The 17,170-nt window shown below is 66.3% G+C and carries 15 protein-coding genes; 8 read left to right on the forward strand and 7 right to left on the reverse strand.

Features of this window, described 5'->3' with window-relative positions; genetic code table 11:
• Positions 1–110: 110 nt before the first annotated feature.
• The gene (locus MKW15_RS01270; RefSeq protein WP_240855318.1) at positions 111–1,835 is read right to left on the reverse strand and encodes a plasmid pRiA4b ORF-3 family protein; all 1,725 of its coding nucleotides are present in this window, start codon (positions 1,833–1,835) and stop codon (positions 111–113) included.
• A gap of 105 nt (positions 1,836–1,940) precedes the next feature.
• Between MKW15_RS01270 and MKW15_RS01275 the strand changes: the two genes are divergently transcribed.
• The 3 genes from MKW15_RS01275 (at position 1,941) to MKW15_RS01285 (ending at position 4,838) form a co-directional block, all read left to right on the forward strand.
• Positions 1,941–2,873: a quinone oxidoreductase family protein gene (locus MKW15_RS01275; protein ID WP_240855561.1), complete on the forward strand. Its 933-nt coding sequence runs from the start codon at positions 1,941–1,943 to the stop codon at positions 2,871–2,873.
• A 106-nt stretch (positions 2,874–2,979) separates the two neighbouring features.
• A complete protein-coding gene (locus MKW15_RS01280; protein ID WP_240855320.1) occupies positions 2,980–3,555 on the forward strand; it encodes a TerD family protein in 576 nt (191 codons plus the stop codon).
• 128 nt (positions 3,556–3,683) lie between these two features.
• Positions 3,684–4,838 (forward strand): DUF475 domain-containing protein, encoded by a 1,155-nt coding sequence (locus tag MKW15_RS01285; RefSeq protein WP_240855321.1) that lies wholly within the window; start codon positions 3,684–3,686, stop codon positions 4,836–4,838.
• 184 nt (positions 4,839–5,022) lie between these two features.
• Here the strand turns inward: MKW15_RS01285 and MKW15_RS01290 are convergent, their stop codons facing one another.
• The 3 genes from MKW15_RS01290 to MKW15_RS01300 all read right to left on the reverse strand — a co-directional run bounded on the left by MKW15_RS01290 (position 5,023) and on the right by MKW15_RS01300 (position 9,588).
• The gene (locus tag MKW15_RS01290; protein ID WP_240855323.1) at positions 5,023–5,730 is read right to left on the reverse strand and encodes a TerD family protein; all 708 of its coding nucleotides are present in this window, start codon (positions 5,728–5,730) and stop codon (positions 5,023–5,025) included.
• 75 nt (positions 5,731–5,805) lie between these two features.
• Positions 5,806–7,902 (reverse strand): Ig-like domain repeat protein, encoded by a 2,097-nt coding sequence (locus MKW15_RS01295; protein WP_240855324.1) that lies wholly within the window; start codon positions 7,900–7,902, stop codon positions 5,806–5,808.
• Between the two features lie 9 nt (positions 7,903–7,911).
• Positions 7,912–9,588: an Hsp70 family protein gene (locus MKW15_RS01300; protein WP_240855326.1), complete on the reverse strand. Its 1,677-nt coding sequence runs from the start codon at positions 9,586–9,588 to the stop codon at positions 7,912–7,914.
• A 65-nt stretch (positions 9,589–9,653) separates the two neighbouring features.
• On the opposite strand from MKW15_RS01300, the gene grpE reads away from it, so the two are divergent.
• Positions 9,654–10,151, forward strand: coding sequence for a nucleotide exchange factor GrpE (grpE, locus tag MKW15_RS01305; RefSeq protein WP_240855329.1), 498 nt, complete (start codon positions 9,654–9,656; stop codon positions 10,149–10,151).
• A 16-nt stretch (positions 10,152–10,167) separates the two neighbouring features.
• On the opposite strand, the gene MKW15_RS01310 is transcribed toward grpE, so the two are convergent.
• From MKW15_RS01310 to MKW15_RS01320, 3 genes are read right to left on the reverse strand one after another with little or no spacing between them, the layout of a single operon-like run.
• Positions 10,168–10,929 carry an AIM24 family protein gene (locus tag MKW15_RS01310; protein WP_240855331.1) on the reverse strand — a complete coding sequence of 254 codons (762 nt, stop codon included), beginning with the start codon at positions 10,927–10,929 and terminating at the stop codon, positions 10,168–10,170.
• Entirely contained in the window at positions 10,926–11,630 is a 705-nt protein-coding gene (locus MKW15_RS01315; protein ID WP_240855333.1) for an AIM24 family protein, read from the reverse strand. Before MKW15_RS01315 ends, MKW15_RS01310 begins: the two co-directional genes overlap by 4 nt.
• Before the next feature lie 8 nt (positions 11,631–11,638).
• The gene (locus MKW15_RS01320; protein WP_240855335.1) at positions 11,639–12,259 is read right to left on the reverse strand and encodes an AIM24 family protein; all 621 of its coding nucleotides are present in this window, start codon (positions 12,257–12,259) and stop codon (positions 11,639–11,641) included.
• Between the two features lie 193 nt (positions 12,260–12,452).
• On the opposite strand from MKW15_RS01320, the gene MKW15_RS01325 reads away from it, so the two are divergent.
• From MKW15_RS01325 to MKW15_RS01340, 4 genes are read left to right on the forward strand one after another with little or no spacing between them, the layout of a single operon-like run.
• Positions 12,453–13,568 (forward strand): hypothetical protein, encoded by a 1,116-nt coding sequence (locus tag MKW15_RS01325; RefSeq protein WP_240855564.1) that lies wholly within the window; start codon positions 12,453–12,455, stop codon positions 13,566–13,568.
• Positions 13,565–14,770, forward strand: a complete 1,206-nt coding sequence (locus tag MKW15_RS01330; RefSeq protein ID WP_240855337.1) for an HpcH/HpaI aldolase/citrate lyase family protein — start codon at positions 13,565–13,567, stop codon at positions 14,768–14,770. The genes MKW15_RS01325 and MKW15_RS01330 overlap by 4 nt, the downstream gene beginning before the upstream one ends.
• The gene (locus tag MKW15_RS01335; RefSeq protein ID WP_276614457.1) at positions 14,767–16,035 is read left to right on the forward strand and encodes a phosphoribosyltransferase family protein; all 1,269 of its coding nucleotides are present in this window, start codon (positions 14,767–14,769) and stop codon (positions 16,033–16,035) included. Before MKW15_RS01330 ends, MKW15_RS01335 begins: the two co-directional genes overlap by 4 nt.
• Positions 16,032–17,162, forward strand: a complete 1,131-nt coding sequence (locus MKW15_RS01340; protein WP_240855340.1) for a cysteine protease StiP family protein — start codon at positions 16,032–16,034, stop codon at positions 17,160–17,162. Before MKW15_RS01335 ends, MKW15_RS01340 begins: the two co-directional genes overlap by 4 nt.
• Positions 17,163–17,170: the final 8 nt, after the last annotated feature.

The following is a 17,170-nucleotide window of genomic DNA, read 5'->3' on the forward strand; positions in this document are numbered from 1 at the left end:
GCGGACGGGCCGGGGCTGGACCCTTACGCGAATCGCGGCGTCGGACTGGGCGCTCGATCCGTGACCTCACCTCATGGTGTCAGGCTCGTCTACCCGTCGCCAGGGTTCGGTCACATGTCCGGATCGAGGAGAAGACGATTGACGTCGGCGACGTCGAACAGGGTCGGGTCAAGTTGGATGCGTTCGGGCATTCCCGTCCACTCACGGAGTTCCTGGTAGCGAGGGTGTTCGGGATCGTTGATCGCTTCGAGGAACTCGTCCCAACCGCCCGCACCGCCGACGTCCTCGAACGGCGCTGTCCCTGAGCCGTCGAGCACTGTGGCCGACGGATCGTCGTTCTCCGGCTCGATCTGCTCGATCTGCTCGACGACGAGCCGGACCGTCCAATCGTCACCGAAGTCGTACTCGTAGATCAGTTCGTCGCCTGGGGCGGCCAGCAACTCGCCAATTCGGATACGTTCTTCGACTTCGGTATCCGCAGCCGGGTGCAGTCCCTGTCGGATCGCATGCTCGGGCATGTACCGATGCACGTGCCCGGTGTGGCGAACGATGAATTGGTGAAGGTGGGCATCTTCCCAGTCGAACACGATCTGCAGGACGTCGTGCAGTTCGTCGAGGCGCACCCATGAGTGCAGCCGCAGCGTGCGCCAGACGGGCGGCGTGATCCCGGGCATGTCGGCGCGAACGGTGATCATCGCTTGGTCGTTCCCCAGTTCCGGATTGAGGTAGTCGGGGAATCCCGCCCACACAGCCGGTCGTAGGGCCTCGGGGACCACGTACTTGTCGTCGTCGATGACGAGCCAACCGTCCACGAGGATCGCCGTCAGACGTGCCTTGACGAGCGCACCGAGCAACTCGTCTTCCTCTTCGATCTCGTCGATCGCCTCCAACGGTATGTTCACCGGCATCAGCCCCTGGTAAACGATGCGGGCGACCACTTCGTCGGGCTCGTCGCTCGGAATCCGGGGGTCGGTGAGCAAGAAGGTCACCGAGGCAGCCACTGCGCGACGCCGTATGTCGAGAGCCGCTGTGAGTCCGTTGGCCTCGGGGCGCCAGTCTTCGGCGAACTCACCTGGTCGTACCTGCGAGGTGTCGGCCTCGATCAACCCGATGGCCTCCGCAAGATCCCACACCTGGGACTCGAGTGGGTGACCGCTCAACGAGGTCAGCTCTTCTTCGGGGGGGTCGACGCCGAGCGTCTCGAAGAGTTCGGGCAAGAGTTCCGGCTCTGGCAACGACTCTTCCGTCGTCGGCTGCCCCGGCCCGATCCAGTCGAGCAGCGCGTCGAGCCAGAGCACGATCTGTGTCGCCGACAGCTCCGCGAACTCGAGGTTCGGTTCGACGTCGGGGACCTCGACGCTCGTGGGCATGTCCATCTTGTCGGCGACGTACCCCTCACACGCACCCATTGCGAAGTCGGCGCCATCTTCGCCGCCCGTCCACTTCCCGGTGGCGACGAGGAAGTCGACGAACACACGCAGCGCGAAGATGAACACCACGGCCGGCGGAGCGCCCACGTCGTTCTGTTCGATGAACTCAGCCGTGTCGAACGCGGCGTCGAGGTCCTCGGCCGACGACCAGTCGGTGATCGACAACCCGGGTTGCGACTGGCTGAGGGTTTCGTACAGAAATTGGACGGCCGCAACCAGATCGGCACGGCGTTCGACGTCCGATTCGAAGTTTGTCTCTTCGAGCCAGTCGTCGAAACCATCCATCAGGGCATCCAGGTTGTCGGCACCGGGCCGCAGCGGAATGACGTTGTTGCGCCGGGCGGCGCGCTTACGCGACTTCTCGGCGCGCTTGGCGCCCCTGGGTTTCTTGTTCTTCGAGCTCATCGACGCCCAGGGTAAGCCATGTTCGACGGTTCTTTCGCGGCTCGGGAAATATCCTCGAGGGATGTGGACCAAGTGTGCGACCTCGACGCCACGGTGGTGAATCGGTTGCGAGCACAACGCTGGGTGGCAACGGGTTTCGATGGTCTCGGCGACTTCGCACTCGTCGACGAGGAGTTGGACAAACCAGGCCCAGGCGAGGTGACCATCGCGGTACGCGCCGCGGGAGTCAACCCGGCCGATCTCAAACACGTTCGACGCGAATCGGATTCGACGCTGCTGCCATTGCCTATCGGGTACGAGGTGTCGGGTACGGTCGAGGCCGTCGGCCCCCAGGTCGATTCCGTGGACATCGGGGGAGATGTACTCGCCTTCCGGGTTCGCGGCGGCTACGCAACAGCGCTGAATGTGTCCGCCGACAAGGTGTTCGCCAAGCCGGCGTCGTTGACCTTCGACGAAGCGGCCGGGCTGCTACTGGCCGGGTGCACCGCCGCCGACATGTTGCGGGCCGCATCTTTGGATCGTGACGAGACGGCGGCGCTGCATGGCGCGTCGGGCGCAGTCGGGGTCGCGGTCCTGCAACTGGCGCGACTGCGCGGCATCCGCGTCGTCGGGACGTCAAGTCCTGCGGGTTTCGACCGGATCCGCGAGTTCGGCGGCGTGCCTGTCTCGTACGACGGCCCGGGTCTCGCCGACCACATACGTGAGGCGGCCGAGCCGTTCGGCATCCAGGCAGCACTCGACGCCTCCGGCACCGACGACGCGATCGACGCCTCACTCGAACTCGTCGACGACCGGTCGAGGATCGTCACCATCGCCGCACCCCGGCGCGCCGCCGCCGACGGATTCATCGCGCTCGGTGGCGCCCAGCCCGAAAGTCAGCTGTTCCGAGACTCGGTGCGATCCAATCTCATTCGCCTCGCCGGACAGGGTGACCTGGTGGTGCCAGTCGCTCGGACGTTCGCACTCGAGGACGCTGTCGAGGCGCTGCGTCTGGTGGCCGGCGGCCATGCAGGCGGGAAGGTCGTCCTGACCACCTGAGTCATTCAGCAAGTATCTGCGGAGGATCCCCCGCAGCGAACTGACATAGAGTGGCGTCCGAGCGTCAAACCACACAATGTGGACACGAAACAGAGAGGTTCTCGTAATGGGCGTTAGCCTGAGCAAAGGTGGCAATGTCTCGCTGACCAAGGAGGCCCCGGGTCTGACCGCGGTGCTCGTCGGTCTCGGCTGGGATGTGCGCACAACGACTGGCACCGACTTCGACCTCGATGCCAGCGCGATTGCGCTCGGCGCCGACAAGAAGGTGCTGTCGGACGCGCACTTCGTCTTCTTCAACAACCTGCGTTCGCCCGACGGCTCGATCGAGCACACCGGCGACAACCTGACCGGCGAGGGTGAGGGCGACGACGAGGCGATCAAGGTCGACCTCGCGGCCGTTCCGCCGAACGTCGACTCCATCGTCTTCCCGGTCTCGATCTACGACGCCGACGCCCGCAGCCAGTCCTTCGGCCAGGTGCGCAACGCGTTCATCCGCGTCGTCAACCAAGCCGGTGGCGCCGAGATCGCCCGCTACGACCTCTCCGAGGACGCCTCCACCGAGACCGCCATGGTGTTCGGTGAGCTGTACCGTCACGGCGCCGAGTGGAAGTTCCGCGCTGTCGGCCAGGGTTACGCGTCGGGGCTCGCGGGTATCGCCCGCGACTTCGGCGTCAACGTCTGATCGACTCCGCAGCAGTGCCCGCGCATGCCGCACCCGACCTTCGGGTGCGGCATGGCGCATTCCGAGAGCATTCCATCCGCGAGGGCTCTGACACCGACCGTTCGCCTCGATGAAAGGCCCTATACACCTTGGTAATACGAATATTCGGCATCTCGATTGTCGTGACGATTCTGTCCATCATCGTCGCCTTCCTCTATGGCGGGTGGCAGGCCGTCTTCCTCACCGTGATCCTCGGCATCCTCGAGGTGTCGCTGTCCTTCGACAACGCCGTCATCAACGCGACCGTCCTGCGCCGGATGAGCGAGTTCTGGCAGAAGATCTTCCTCACCATCGGCATCCTGATCGCCGTCTTCGGCATGCGTCTGGTGTTCCCGCTGGTGATCGTCTGGCTCGCGTCGGGACTGGGCCCTGTCCAGGCACTCGACCTCGCACTCAACCCGCCGCCCGACGACGCCGCCTACTTCCCCAACGGTGATCCGAGCTACGAGACGATCATCACCGACGCCCATCCGCAGATCGCGGCCTTCGGCGGCATGTTCCTGCTGATGCTCTTCCTCGGTTTCGTGCTCGAGGAGAAGGAGATCACCTGGCTGACCTGGATCGAACGGCCGCTGGAACGCATCGGCAAGCTCGACATGCTCGAGGTCGTCATCGCCACCAGCCTGCTGGTCATCACGGCCACATGGATCGCACCCGAAGACGAGGTGTCGACGGTCATGATCGCCGGCGCGCTCGGCATGATCACCTTCATCGCGGTCAACGGGCTCGGTGAGTTGTTCAACATCGAGACCGAGGACGACGACGAAGATGGCGAGGCGTCGGAGGAGAGCGCGACCTCCGAGACGAAGCGGTCGGGCCCGACGGAACTGGCGAAGGCCACCGGTAAGGCCGGATTCTTCCTGTTCCTCTACCTCGAGGTCCTCGACGCGTCGTTCTCGTTCGACGGTGTCATCGGCGCCTTCGCGATCACCGCGGACCCGATCATCATCGCGCTCGGCCTGGGCTTCATCGGCGCCATGTTCGTGCGTTCGCTGACCGTGTTCCTCGTCCGCAAGGGCACCCTGTCGGAGTACGTGTACCTCGAGCACGGTGCGCACTGGGCGATCGGCGCACTGGCGGTCATCCTGCTGTACTCGATCGGGACACACGTCAACGAGATCATCACCGGCCTGGTGGGCGTGGTGCTGATCGGAGCGGCGTTCACCTCCAGCGTCCTGCGCAAGCGGCGCGAGGAGGCCGGCGACGACGAGGCGAAGCCGTCGGAGATCGACGCACCGGCCTGACCGTCCCGGAAACCGACCGAGGGGTCCCTACCGCTCCCTGAGGTGCGAGCGAAGCGAGCCTCGAAGGGTCGTGGTGAGACAACAATGTCATCTCACCAGGGCCTTCGAGGCTCGTCGCTAGCGCTCCTCACACCTCAGGCAGCGGGAGGGCGACCACCCACAGGCAGCGGGAGGAAGCCGCCGCCTACTTGCGGCCGGCCTTCCAGTTCAGGCCCCAGCCGTAGGCTTCGTCGACCTTGGACTGCGAACCACGGATGTAGCGGACCTCGCGGTTGATGATGAGTTCGCCACCGCGGTTCTCCAGCAGGGCGATGGCGCAGGAGATGGCGCCCTGATCCGACTCGTCGAGCCGGACCTCGATCTGCGGGCCGTTGGCCGGGAACAGGGTGACAACACCGTTCGCGGCCGCCCAGTTGGGTGCGCCCTCGTAGATGTAGGCGAAGATCAGCACCCGGCGAATGCGGTGGGTCTGGGAGAGATCGATGTACATGTTCTCGCCGCCGACGGCCGAACCGGAGCGGTCGTCGCCGTCGAGGTAGATGATGGGCTGGCCGTCGTAAGGCGCCTGGAACGAATTGCCCAGCGCCTGCACGATGCCTCGGTCACCGTCGTTGAACTCCCAGAGACACGCCAGATCGAGATCGACGCCCGCCGACCGCTTGAACAGCCCACCCTTGGACCCGGAGGTCCAGTTGAGGTTGACCCGCATCTGCCCGGTCGTCGAACCCTGCTTGGTCAGCGACACGCTCGGCGCCGACTTGGTCAACGTGACCTTGGACAGCGACACGGGTGGTTGTTGCGGGGCCGGCGGCTGCTGATACGGCTGAGCGGGGGGAGGCGGCGGCGGTGGTGCCGGCTGCGCCTTCGGACGTTTGGTGTAGTCGATGCCCATGATTGCGATCCTTCGCGTATCGGTTGCTGAGTTATGTCAACGGTACTGATGTTTCGACGACGACTTCTCTGTTCGTCACTCCAATCTGGATGAATCGACCACAGCCCTCGCCTGTGGCCCGAAAGCTGTTGCGGTGTGCAGCGCTCCACGTTCGTCGCGCCGACAACTCGCGACCGCGACATGGCGCGCACCGGCGGGCAGCACAAAGCCACCGTCGATCTCGTACCGCGTGTTGGTGATCTTGGTTCCGCGGGCCTGCGGGTCGGCGGGGTCGGACGGCGGCTGGTCGGGCCGGATGACCACCATGGCCTCGGTGACCCCGACCGGCCAGTCGAAACGGAGTCGACCGTCGACGACACCCCGGACCACAATGTCGGGACTCGAAGGCGCACTCCGTGATTCGGAGACTCTCGCGACGGCAGCCCCACCGTCGGAACGGGCTATATCCGACGACAATCCACCGAGCAGCGCGACCACGCCGTAGGAGGGCGGCACCGCCCCGGGCGTCGCGCCACCGTCCTCGAGTTCGGTTGCCGATGTGCGACCCACGGTCTGCGACGATCCGTCGGCCCGCAGCCGGAGCACACGGTAGACCACGCCCGGCGTCGCCGACGGTTGCCACGTGATGTGGCAGGCCACGCCACCGAGCACCGTGACACGCACATCGGTCGCGGGTTCGACGCTGACCTGCGCGGTCATCCGCGCCAGTTCCGGGTGGTCGGCGCAGGCGCGCGCAGCAGCGGCGAGTACTGCCGGGCCGACTCCTCCGGCCTTCGACTGCGCGACAACGCTTTCCGCTGCAGCCACGGCACGCCGGGAGACCTCCAGCGCAGCACTCAGCTGGGGTCCGTGGACGTCGAGGGTGTCGATGTCCGACGCCGTGCGCGAAAGCTCATCCAGCGCCGCCAACGCTGCGACGTGACGGTCGGCTCCCGCATCGTCGAGTGCACGTCGCCAACGCGCCTTTGCATCGGCCAGCAGATTCTCGACTTCCTCTGTCACCGAACGGATCTGGCGGATCGCGTCAGAGTCGTCGCCCGCCAGGTCGAGTGCCTCGCGGCACAGCGTCCGGGCCGCCACCGGCTTGCCCTGACGCAGCATCGCGCGCGCCGAACGCAGCGGAGCCTCCCACTCCCTCGATCGACGCGCCGGTTCGGGCCCGACCGCCGGCCGGGCTTCGACCGTCGGCTTGGGTGCCGCGGCGCCGAAATCCGTGGCGATCTCGTCGACCATCGCTCGCGCACCGACCGGGCCGAGGCCCAACGAGAGCGCCTCCTGGACCAGAAACTCGCGATCATGTTCCAGCAGTTCGTCTTCTACGAGCACAGCAGCACGAATACGAGGCTCGAGATGGGATCGGACCCTGGTCATCACGGCTGCGGAATACGCGCGCGCCAAGCCGACATCACCGAGCAGGATCTCCCGTATGTGCACCAGCAGTTCGTCGACGACGGCACGCAACCGGCCGGCCGGTAGTTCGCGCGACCGTTCCCCCAATTGCGCTGTCCGTCTCCCGATCTCGTCCAGATCGGTGGCGTCGTCGAGGGTCAGGCGCAGCAACGACAGCAATGTCGGGGTGCGCTCGTCGACCTGCAGACGGTCGAATTCGCCCAGCAGCGTGGCAATCTGTTCCAGCCGTGCCGAGCTGAGTTCCGGCGTCGGGGCGGGTAGCGGCGTCGACGCCGACGAATCGTCGAGGATGCGGTAGCGCCGCAGACGTGTCGCGATCTCGGCCGGCGTCAGGCCACCCATCGCGCCGATGTCGTCGAGTCCCGACCGCTTCGACGCCGGAATGCCTCCGTGACGCTGCATCAGCCGCTCGATCGCGCTGTCCAGCAACTCGAATCGATCCGCATCTCGTTGGTCCCGGGTCGCCGTGACGGTGCGTGCCAGCGCGGACCGCCGGTTGGCGAAACGCAGTGACTCACTGCGTTGTTCGTGTTCGGCGACGAGCTGACCGACCAGGACACGGTACTTGGGATGGTCGCGTTGTTTCTGCCAGAACGCCCACACCTCGTCGATCCGGCGGCTGACCTCGGCATCGGTGAGTGATTCGGCTTCGTCGAGCGGAATGTCGTAGAGCTCAAAGGGATCGGAGGCATCGACACCACCGCGGCGATCGACCGCGGCGAGGACACGCTTACGATAGTCGTTGGCGACGAACGGCTGCACCGGTCTGCCTCACCGGTCCCGACGCCGCGACCGCTGCACCTGGTCGAGTTCGCGGTTGACCTCCGACTGCGACAGCGTCGCACCGGTTTTGGCGCTCAGGGTCAGTGGTATGTCGGCGTCGACGTGATGGGCCCGCACATGCAGCACCCCGTCGAATCCCATCTCGAAGGTCACCCGCACCTCGCTGCCCTCGTCGTAGCCGGGCGGAATGTCGGTGATGGTGCCCTCGATGAGCACTTTGGCATCTTCGGGACGGGGCGTCGCCTGCTGTCCGAGTTGCTCGAGGACGGTCAGATTGATCCGATCCTGATCTGCCCGAACGGTGCCGAAGGAACGGCCCACCCGGATCGGCAGGGTCTGGTTGCGGTGCACCAGCCAGGTCGCCTCGAGTCCACCCGACCGTCCACCCACAGCCAGGACACCGAAGCCACGCGACACCACCGTGTCGACGGAGATCTCCAGCATCCGGCGCACCCCGGCGACGGGCAGCCCGAACGCGTCGGCGACGCGGCGGCACGAGTCCTCCACGTCGGCTGGACTCGCCTCGAGCGCGCCGGAACCGTCGGTCAGCCTGCCCCGCGTGCGCAGATCGGCGGTCACGAGACGTTCGATTTCGAGTTTGTCACCGTAGATCGCGGCTCCCCGCGCGACAGCGAGGTCGGGGTCGGACAACTCCGGGGTGATGTTCAGTGCCTTGCCGATCGCGTTGGCCACCATCGGCATTCGCGACGACCCACCCACCAGCAGCACACGGTCGACGCGGTCGACCCCCCGCGCACGTGCCGCCTTGAGGCAGGATTGGGTGAGGTCGACGGTGCGCTGCAGCAGCCCGCCGGTCAGTTCCTCCAACTGTGCGCGCGTCAGCGTGATGACCGAGCGAGCACCATCGTGAGCAACCACGACGGACGTCGAATCCGATTCGGTCAGTTCGTGTTTCGCACGCTCGGCAGAAAGAACCAGACTCTGCGACCCGGCCGAGTCGTCGAGCGGGTCCTCGGTGTCGGGGTGTTCGGCGCAGAAGGTTCGCGACAGGTGCAGCGCGATGCGCTCATCCCAGTCCGCGCCACCGAGCTGATGATCCCCGTCGACCGCCAGGACCGAGATCCGCCGATCGGCGAGTTCGATCACGGTCGCATCGAACGTGCCACCGCCGAGGTCGTAGACGAGAACCGTCTCGTCGGGCGTACGCCCGGCAAGTCCGTCGGTCAAACGGCTGAATCCGTACGACAAGGCGGCCGCGATCGGTTCCGAGAGCACACCGGCGACGTCGATGCCCGCGTAGTTCCCCGCCTGAATCGTGGCGCGCCGCTCCTCGTCGCCGAAGTAGGCGGGCACGGTGATGACGGCGCGCTCCACCTTCTCCCCCGCGAACGCCGCATCAGAGACGAGCGACTTGAGGATGAGCGCCGAGATGGCCGGCGCCGACCACGTCTGACCGTGCGCGACGAACCGCCAATCGGGGTCGCCCATACGACGTTTCACGAGCGCGCAGACGTTGTCGGGGTCGAGGCGGGCCTGGCGGCGCGCACCCTCACCGACGACGTAGTCGGTGGCCGAGGTCAACAGGACGACCGACGGGGTGGTGACCGAGCCGCTGAGTCCGGAGATGACCTCGGGCCTGCCGTCGGCGCCGATTGTGGCGATGCCGGAATTTGTCGTGCCCAAGTCGATTCCATAGACGCCCACGAGACGGATGCTAGCAGCGCATCGACGCTGCGGGCTCCTCGGTGCGAGGCCGGTAGGCTCGATGAATGACCGAATCGGCGGATCCATCGGCACCCGAATCCCTCGTGGCGGAAGTGGCCGCTTCCGAGCCCATCGACCGCCTCGCCGAGCAGGTATCCGACCTCGCCCGCGTCGTGACGCGGCAGTCACTCACGCTCGACCGTCTGGTCGCGTCGGACAAGGCGCGCTCGGGCGGGCAAGCCGCCGACAGGCCGCTGCTCGTCGACCTGTTCGCGTTGTACACGGACGCCGATGTGTGTGCACGATCGGCGGAGTCCGAGCGCGAGGCCGCCGCTTTCACTGCATTGCGCGACGGCCTGGAGCGACTCATCGTCGGTCGCGACGGAGCCGTCATAAACCCGTGCGCCGGAGACGAGTTCGACGTCGCCGTGATGGAGGCGGCGGACACGCTATCGGCGGACGATGCATCTGCGACCAAAGGCCGAGTGGCCGAGATGATCCGACCCGGACTCGTGGTCGCCGGACGGTCGGTGCGGCCGGCGATGGTGACCGTGTACGTGTAGCCACCGCTCGCCGTCGCTACTGATGCTGGCCGAGTTGCGCGGTGATCTCCTGGTTGATCTGTTGCAGACCGGGTGCCGAGAGGCCCGGGAGCTGACCGCGGATGGTCTGCACAATTGACTTGTCGTTGCGCACCTTCTCGCTCGATTGCACGAGAACCGTTCCGGCGCCGACGAAGTCGAACTGACGCTCTTCGCCGGAGTTGATCCCGAATCGGGCGCCGGCGGCCGCGATGAAGCTGTTGACCCATGCCTGATCGAAGTGGTGGCTCGGCGAAGGACAATCGGCCCACCCGACCAGCGCCTCCGGATCGACACGCACCGGCGGCTCCACGAACATGACCGGTCCGCTCGACGAGGCGAGGAACTTCCCGGTCCCGATGAGGGTGAGGAAGCCCGGCACGATCGACTGGTTGAGGGTCAGATTCGGCTGGAAGGCAAGCAGATTCGACGCCCGGATGGTGAGGTTGCCGTCCTCGAGGTCGTAGGAGTTGATGTCGTATCCGCGGTCGCCGATGATCAGCTTTCCGTGACCTTCGGCCACCACGTAGTCCCCGAGATACAGTGGCGCAGAGAACTGTTGGGCCACCATCTGAAGCATCTGGCCTTGCATGCCGTGCGTGAGTGAGGTGAAGTTCATCTGGCCGTAGTAGGCGATCATCGCACCTTTGGACAGGAACCAGGGGGCGTTGAGGTCGATCACGAAACTGTAGTTGTTGCCGGGGACGTTGTCGTCCGACGGCAAGTTCATCGGATTCCAGACAGTGTTGAGCTCGCTCACAGCTTCTCCTCCGAGGCCTGCACGAAGACCACTCCATGGCCGGTGCACTCCAATTGCATTGCCTCACCACCGGTTCGGCCGACGTTGCGCCAGCTGACCATCGACTTCAGGTTGGTGTTGATCTGCCCCGCCGACGCGACAAAGGCCTGCGGGTCGACGATGACCGGCTTGTCCGGCGTGACCTGAAGATCGAAGACTCCGCCATGTCCGAGAATCACCGCCGAGCCGCCACCGGAGAGTTGGGTGGTGAACATGCCTTGGCCGGTGACCACTCCGGCCGCGGCCGAACGCAGCGAGCCGAGCAGGCCGCCGCCCCCGCCTCCGCCACCGCCGCCCGAGGAGGCGACCGACACCACCGATGCCTGCATGTTGGCGGCGTAGACGAGCAGTCGCGATGCCTCGACGCGCATCATTCCGCCGACCGCCCCGACGTCGACGATCTGCACTTCGATGCCACGGAAGCCGTAGTGCACCTTGCCATTTCCCTGCGCGATCATCGTCGACTCGTGTTCGCCGGCCAGCGCGCGGCCGGCCATCGCCCCAAACCCTCCGCCAAATCCGCCGCCCCCGGCGCCGGCGATCTGGTGAGGCTGGAACAGGACGTTTCCGGTGTAGTAGAGCATGGCGCCCTTGCGGGCGACCACCGGCCCGGTCTGGCCGATGTCGACCGAGACGACCTTGCTGTTGACCTTGGTGAACACTGCTACTCCTACCGCTCCGCGGGCTGGATGGAGACGACGCCGGTACCGTCCCAGCGCAGCGAGAACGCCTCGCCGGCGTCCTGCCCGATGACGGTGCGCCACGAGACGTCGGTGACGAAGGACTGGTTGAGGTTGCCGCGCGCACAGACGAACGCGTCTGGGTCGACCACGAGCGGGTACTGGGGCGACACCTCGAGGTGGATCAGCGGGCCGCCCCGCGACAGCAGTGCGATCTGGCCGTGTCCGGTCACCGTCGTGGTGAACAGACCCTGCCCCGACGATGCGCCGCGCAGGCCGGCGAAGGTGATGTTGGTGTTGAGGTTGCCGTTCAGCACCATCAGCTGTTCGGATTCGACCTGCAGGGTGTCACCTGTCATCTCGATGATGGTGGCCTCGGCCGCGTCGTGCGCGAAGTACACGACGCCGTGCCCGGCACACTCCATCAACGACAGCGCCTCGCCGGTCGCGCGCTGCTTGAGACCGGCCATCACACCGGCCCCGCCGCCGAAGCCGGCGGACTTGAAATTGACCTGACCTTCGTAGGCCACCATCGATCCACTCAGCGCGCGCACGGCGGTGTTGTTGAGTCTGGCCTCGATGACCCTCTTGGAGCGTTGGACTAGCTGCACGTCACCTCTACCTCGATCCTCCCGGTCGACGCGACCGACCTCGTCGGCACGCGGGCGCATCGACGGTGGTCGGCGCCTGGGTGTCGGGTTGAAAGTTACTCGATAGCATCGGCTCGTGCCCAGAAACTTTGCCCGCCGCTGGTTTGGCGGAGGTAGCCGCCCTGCGGTGGACTCCAGCGGGTACATCGAACAGATGACCTCGGAGTTTCTGGCGTCCGATCGGATCGTCGGGGAGATCGACACCGCGGTGTCGGCGGCCGCCGAACTCGACCCCCGATCGTCGTTGCGCGCACAGTGGGTCGCGATCCGCGAGCGGCACTCGGCCATCACCGCCGAGTACCTGCGTCTGACGGGCAACGCGGACGATCGATTCCGTCCGCAACCATCGGAGGTGCAGGCTTGCACCGAAGCGCTCGGACGCATCAACGAGGAGATGACCCGTTTCGGGCACGACCATGACGCCGAACTGACACGCGCCCGAGGCGCCCTTCGGCAAGATGCCGTGCTGCGCAATGACGCGCGGGTGGCCACGACCCGCGCCGTGAACGCGCTCGAACAGACCGATCCCCGACTGGCCCGACTGACGTCGGTCGTGCGAGTCACCGACGACCTGGCGGCCGCGGATGCCGCCTTCGCCCAGGCGTCGGGGCTGGCCGGGCGACGGCAGGCCGCGCGTGCGGTGATCGCCGCGGCGGCCCGGGTGGAACAGGTCCTCGGCGAGGCCGCCGGCTACGCCGACCGCGCGCAGGTCGTCATTCGATCGGTGGAGACGTTGCGCAGCGCGATTTCGACGCGCCGCGAACAGGTGCAGCCGACACTCTCGACCTTGCGTCGCGAGTTCAGTGCCGAGTGCTCGACCGACCTCGAAGGAAATGACGCGACCATCACCGCCGCGCTGGGTCGCGCGGACAACGCCCTGGCCACAGCCCGCGGCCACCTCACCGACGCCCCGGATCTGGCCGTATCGGAAGCCGAAGCCGCCCGGGAGCAATTGTCCTTGGCCGACGATGCGGTCGATGCCGTCCTCGACCGCCTGCGCCTGCTGCGCGGCGTGCGCGACGATCCGTCCGCGGTTCGACGCCGGGTAAGCTTCAGGTTACGAGATGCCCAACAGTTCGCAATCAATCACGGCCTGGTTGACGAATGGGGTTCGGTGCTCGATGCTCAGGCCGACCGGATCGAACGAGCCGGCGGGGCGCTCGAACGAATCCATCCCGACTACTGGGCCTACCTCACCCAGTTGGAGGCCGTCGACCGACGGATTTCGGAGATCGTCGACCGAATGAGAGGACAGGTGGCAGCACGATGACCACCACCGCGGCCGCGGGTGGCGCGGCCGGGGTCGCCGGTGTCGGGGTGCAACACTTCCGCCACATCGACGCGACCGTCGCCGACCAGTTGTTCTGCGTGCATCCCGAACGCATCCCGCTCGACGCGCCCCGCACCCGGCTCGCCCTCGCCCTCGGCGCGACCCTCTATGTCCCGGGTACCCGGCCGGGACTGGCGGACGCCATAACTCGACGCCATGCCGAGGGCGTGACGTCGATGGTGATCGACCTCGAGGACGCCGTCGCCGACGACGACGAACGGGTCGCCATCGAGTCTGCGGTGGATGCGTTGCGAACCCTCGCCGATACGCCGGTGTCCTCGATGCTGCTGTTCGTCCGCACCCGTCGGGTCGAGCAGATCCGTTCCATCACAACGGCATTGGGATCGTGTCCGGCGCTGAACGGATTCGTCCTGCCCAAGTTCGGGACGTCAACCGGGCGAGCCGACCTCGAGGCCATCCGCGACGCTTCGGTGGCGACCGGATCGCGCTTGTTCGCGATGCCCGTCCTCGAGTCGCCCGCACTCGTCCACCGGGAGACGCGTGACGATCAGCTCACCGATATCGCGGCCCTCCTCGACGAGTTCCGCGAACATGTTCTCGCCGTGCGGATCGGCGCCACCGACATCTGCGGGTTGTTCGGCATCCGACGCGACCGGGACCTCACCATCTACGACGTCCGCGTCGCCGCCGACCTCATCGCCGCCGTTGTCAACCGGTTGGGTCGTCGCGACGCGACCGGCCACATCGTGACCGGTCCGGTCTGGGAGTACTTCGCCGACCACGAACGTCTCTTTCGTCCGACGTTGCGCCAGACCCCCTTTCGCGAACACGACGCGGTGATGTTCCGCCAGCAGCTGGTGAGCCGCGACATCGACGGCCTGCTGCGCGAGATCGCGCTCGACCGCGCGAACGGCATCCATGGCAAGACCGTCATCCATCCCGCACACGTGGCGCCCGTGCACGCATTGTCGGCGGTGACCCACGAGGAGTATCAGGATGCCGTCGACATCCTCGCGCAGGAGACCGGCGGGGTACGTGCGTCGTCGTATCACAACAAGATGAATGAGATGAAGCCGCACCGCAATTGGGCGCATCTGGTGATGGATCGGGCCGCCGTGTTCGGGGTGACCAGGCAGGGTGTCGACTTCGTCGATCTGCTGACGGCGCTGGTGCCGGGATGACACAAACCGTTCCTTCCTGGGTGACAGGTACTTTCGGTGCCGAAGTGATCGGGGTGGCGGATGCCACCACCGGCCGCTCGGTCAACGATCTCGTTGTACTGGGGTTGCGGCGCAACCGGCGACGCGCGCATCTGCTGGTCTCGACGGTGCTGGGCAAGCACATCCCGATCCCGCCAAGCGTGGTGCGCGGCGCCGCCGACGATCTGGGCGACGTCGTCCTCGGTGTGCTGGGTCCGGATCTCGCGCGGTCCGCCACGGTGGTCGGATTCGCCGAGACGGCAACGGGTTTGGGTCATTGCGTGGCTGAGCGAATTTCTGCTGCCACCTACCTGCATTCGACGCGGCGGTCGCGCCCCGGGGCGCAGGTGCACGGGACATTCGAGGAGGGCCACTCCCACGCCACCACACACCTGTTGCAACCGAGTTCGCCGGATCTGATCGCCGGTCCTGGGCCGCTGGTCCTCGTCGATGACGAGATCTCCACCGGTAAGACGGCGATCGAGGCCATCGCTGCGCTGCATCGTTTCGCGCCACGATCGCACTATGTGGTCGCCGCGCTGGTGGACATGCGCGACGCCGATCATGTAGCGGCCGCCGATCGTGCCGCGACCGAGCTCAGCGTGCGCATCGAGTTCGTGTCCCTGGCGACGGGCCGGGTCACGTTGCCGGACAACCTGATCGACGAGGTCTGTAACTTGCCACCGGCGAGACTCAATCCGGTGTCGCCGACGCGCGGTACTGTGACAGAGACGCATGCCGAGTGGCCGGACGACGTTCCCGACGGTGGACGGCACGGCTACCTCGCCACCGACGCCACCGCGTTTCATCGCGCCGCCGACGACGTGGCGGCTGCGGTCCGCGAGAGACTCGACCCGAGCACACCGCTCGTCGTGATCGGCCACGAAGAGTTCATGTACCTGCCGCTGTGCATCGCCGAACGCCTCGAGAGCGCGGGCCTCGACGTTCGGTACCAGACCACCACGCGTTCGCCGGCGCATGTCCGCGACGTCGACGGCTATCCGCTGCGACGTGGATTCGAGTTCGCCGCACCGGAATTCGACCCGGATGCGCGGCGCTACGTGTACAACGTCAGCGCCTCGCCCGCGCAAGTACTGTTTGTCGCCGATACCCCGGCGGATTCCGCGGAGCTACGCGAGCCCGGCGGCCTGCTCGATGTGCTCACCACCGCCGGGCACGATGTGATGGTGCTGGTGGTGCCCGAGACCGTACAGTCCGTGATCGCCAAAGCACGAGGTGCCCGATGACCGGAACGACGACCGCTCGTGCATCGGGGCTGCGCGGCCCCGACTTCGGCTCCTACCGTCCCGACGAGGTGACCTGGCTGCTCAAGGACTTGTCGGACATCGCCCTCGAGGGCGCTATCGAGGAGCGTGAGCGGCGAATCCAGTCCGGTGCCGCCCATTACGCCGAATCGCTACCCATCGAGTATCAACCGGGCGAGGAGTATCAGCGGCTTTTCCACACGACCCTGGCGGCGTCGGCTCAGCGCCTTGCCGAGGCCGTCGGTGTGGTGGCGGAACTGATTCTGGCCGAGCGTCATTCACGTCCGACGCTGGTCTCACTGGCTCGGGCCGGCACTCCCGTCGGCGTGCTGATCCGACGCTGGATCGAATTCGCCCATGGTATTTCCTCGCCGCACTACGCGGTGTCGATCGTCCGTGGTCGCGGGATCGACACCAATGCCCTGCGGCACATCGTTTCCGACCATGATCCGGAGTCGGTGGCGTTCATCGACGGATGGACCGGCAAGGGTGCCATCCAGCGTGAACTCACCGTCGCCCTGCGGGAATTCGAGCAGGCCGGCGGTCCCGCGCTCAACGACGAGCTGGCGGTACTCGCCGACACCGGACACTGCACTGCGACCTACGGCACCCGCGACGACTTCCTGATTGCGTCGGCCTGCCTGAATTCGACGGTCTCGGGCCTTGTTTCGCGCACGGTGCTCAATCGCGACCACATCGGTCCCGACGACTACCACGGCGCCAAGTTCTATCGCGAACTCGCCCCGTTCGACGTCTCCGGCGTCCTCCTCGACACCATCAGTGCGCAGTTCTCGGCGGTCGCGCAGCGAGTGCCTGAGCGCGTACAAGAGATCGTCGCATCGGATCGGACGCCAACCTGGGCGGGATGGCAGGCGGTGGAACAGATCCAGGAGTCGTACGGCTTGTCGTCGATCAACTTCGTCAAACCGGGCATCGGGGAGACCACCCGAGTCCTTTTGCGTCGCATCCCCTGGCGTGTGCTGGTGAACGATGCGGAGCAACCCGATCATGCGCACATTCGTCTATTGGCAGCCGAACGTGGAGTCCCGATCGAGGTCGTCGACGGGCTGGCCTACTCGTGCGTCGGCATCATCAAGGAGGGCGCGTGATCGCCGGG

It is taken from the genome of Gordonia gummivorans (assembly GCF_022513585.1).
Classification (GTDB): domain Bacteria; phylum Actinomycetota; class Actinomycetes; order Mycobacteriales; family Mycobacteriaceae; genus Gordonia.

Excerpts from the sequence above, each read along its gene's own strand:
- MKW15_RS01270 (WP_240855318.1), bottom strand. The coding sequence starts at position 1,835 with ATGAGCTCGAAGAACAAGAAACCCAGGGGCGCCAAGCGCGCCGAGAAG.
- MKW15_RS01280 (WP_240855320.1), top strand. The coding sequence starts at position 2,980 with ATGGGCGTTAGCCTGAGCAAAGGTGGCAATGTCTCGCTGACCAAGGAG.
- MKW15_RS01290 (WP_240855323.1), bottom strand. The coding sequence starts at position 5,730 with ATGGGCATCGACTACACCAAACGTCCGAAGGCGCAGCCGGCACCACCG.
- grpE (WP_240855329.1), top strand. The coding sequence starts at position 9,654 with ATGACCGAATCGGCGGATCCATCGGCACCCGAATCCCTCGTGGCGGAA.
- MKW15_RS01325 (WP_240855564.1), top strand. The coding sequence starts at position 12,453 with ATGACCTCGGAGTTTCTGGCGTCCGATCGGATCGTCGGGGAGATCGAC.
- MKW15_RS01330 (WP_240855337.1), top strand. The coding sequence starts at position 13,565 with ATGACCACCACCGCGGCCGCGGGTGGCGCGGCCGGGGTCGCCGGTGTC.
- MKW15_RS01335 (WP_276614457.1), top strand. The coding sequence starts at position 14,767 with ATGACACAAACCGTTCCTTCCTGGGTGACAGGTACTTTCGGTGCCGAA.
- MKW15_RS01340 (WP_240855340.1), top strand. The coding sequence starts at position 16,032 with ATGACCGGAACGACGACCGCTCGTGCATCGGGGCTGCGCGGCCCCGAC.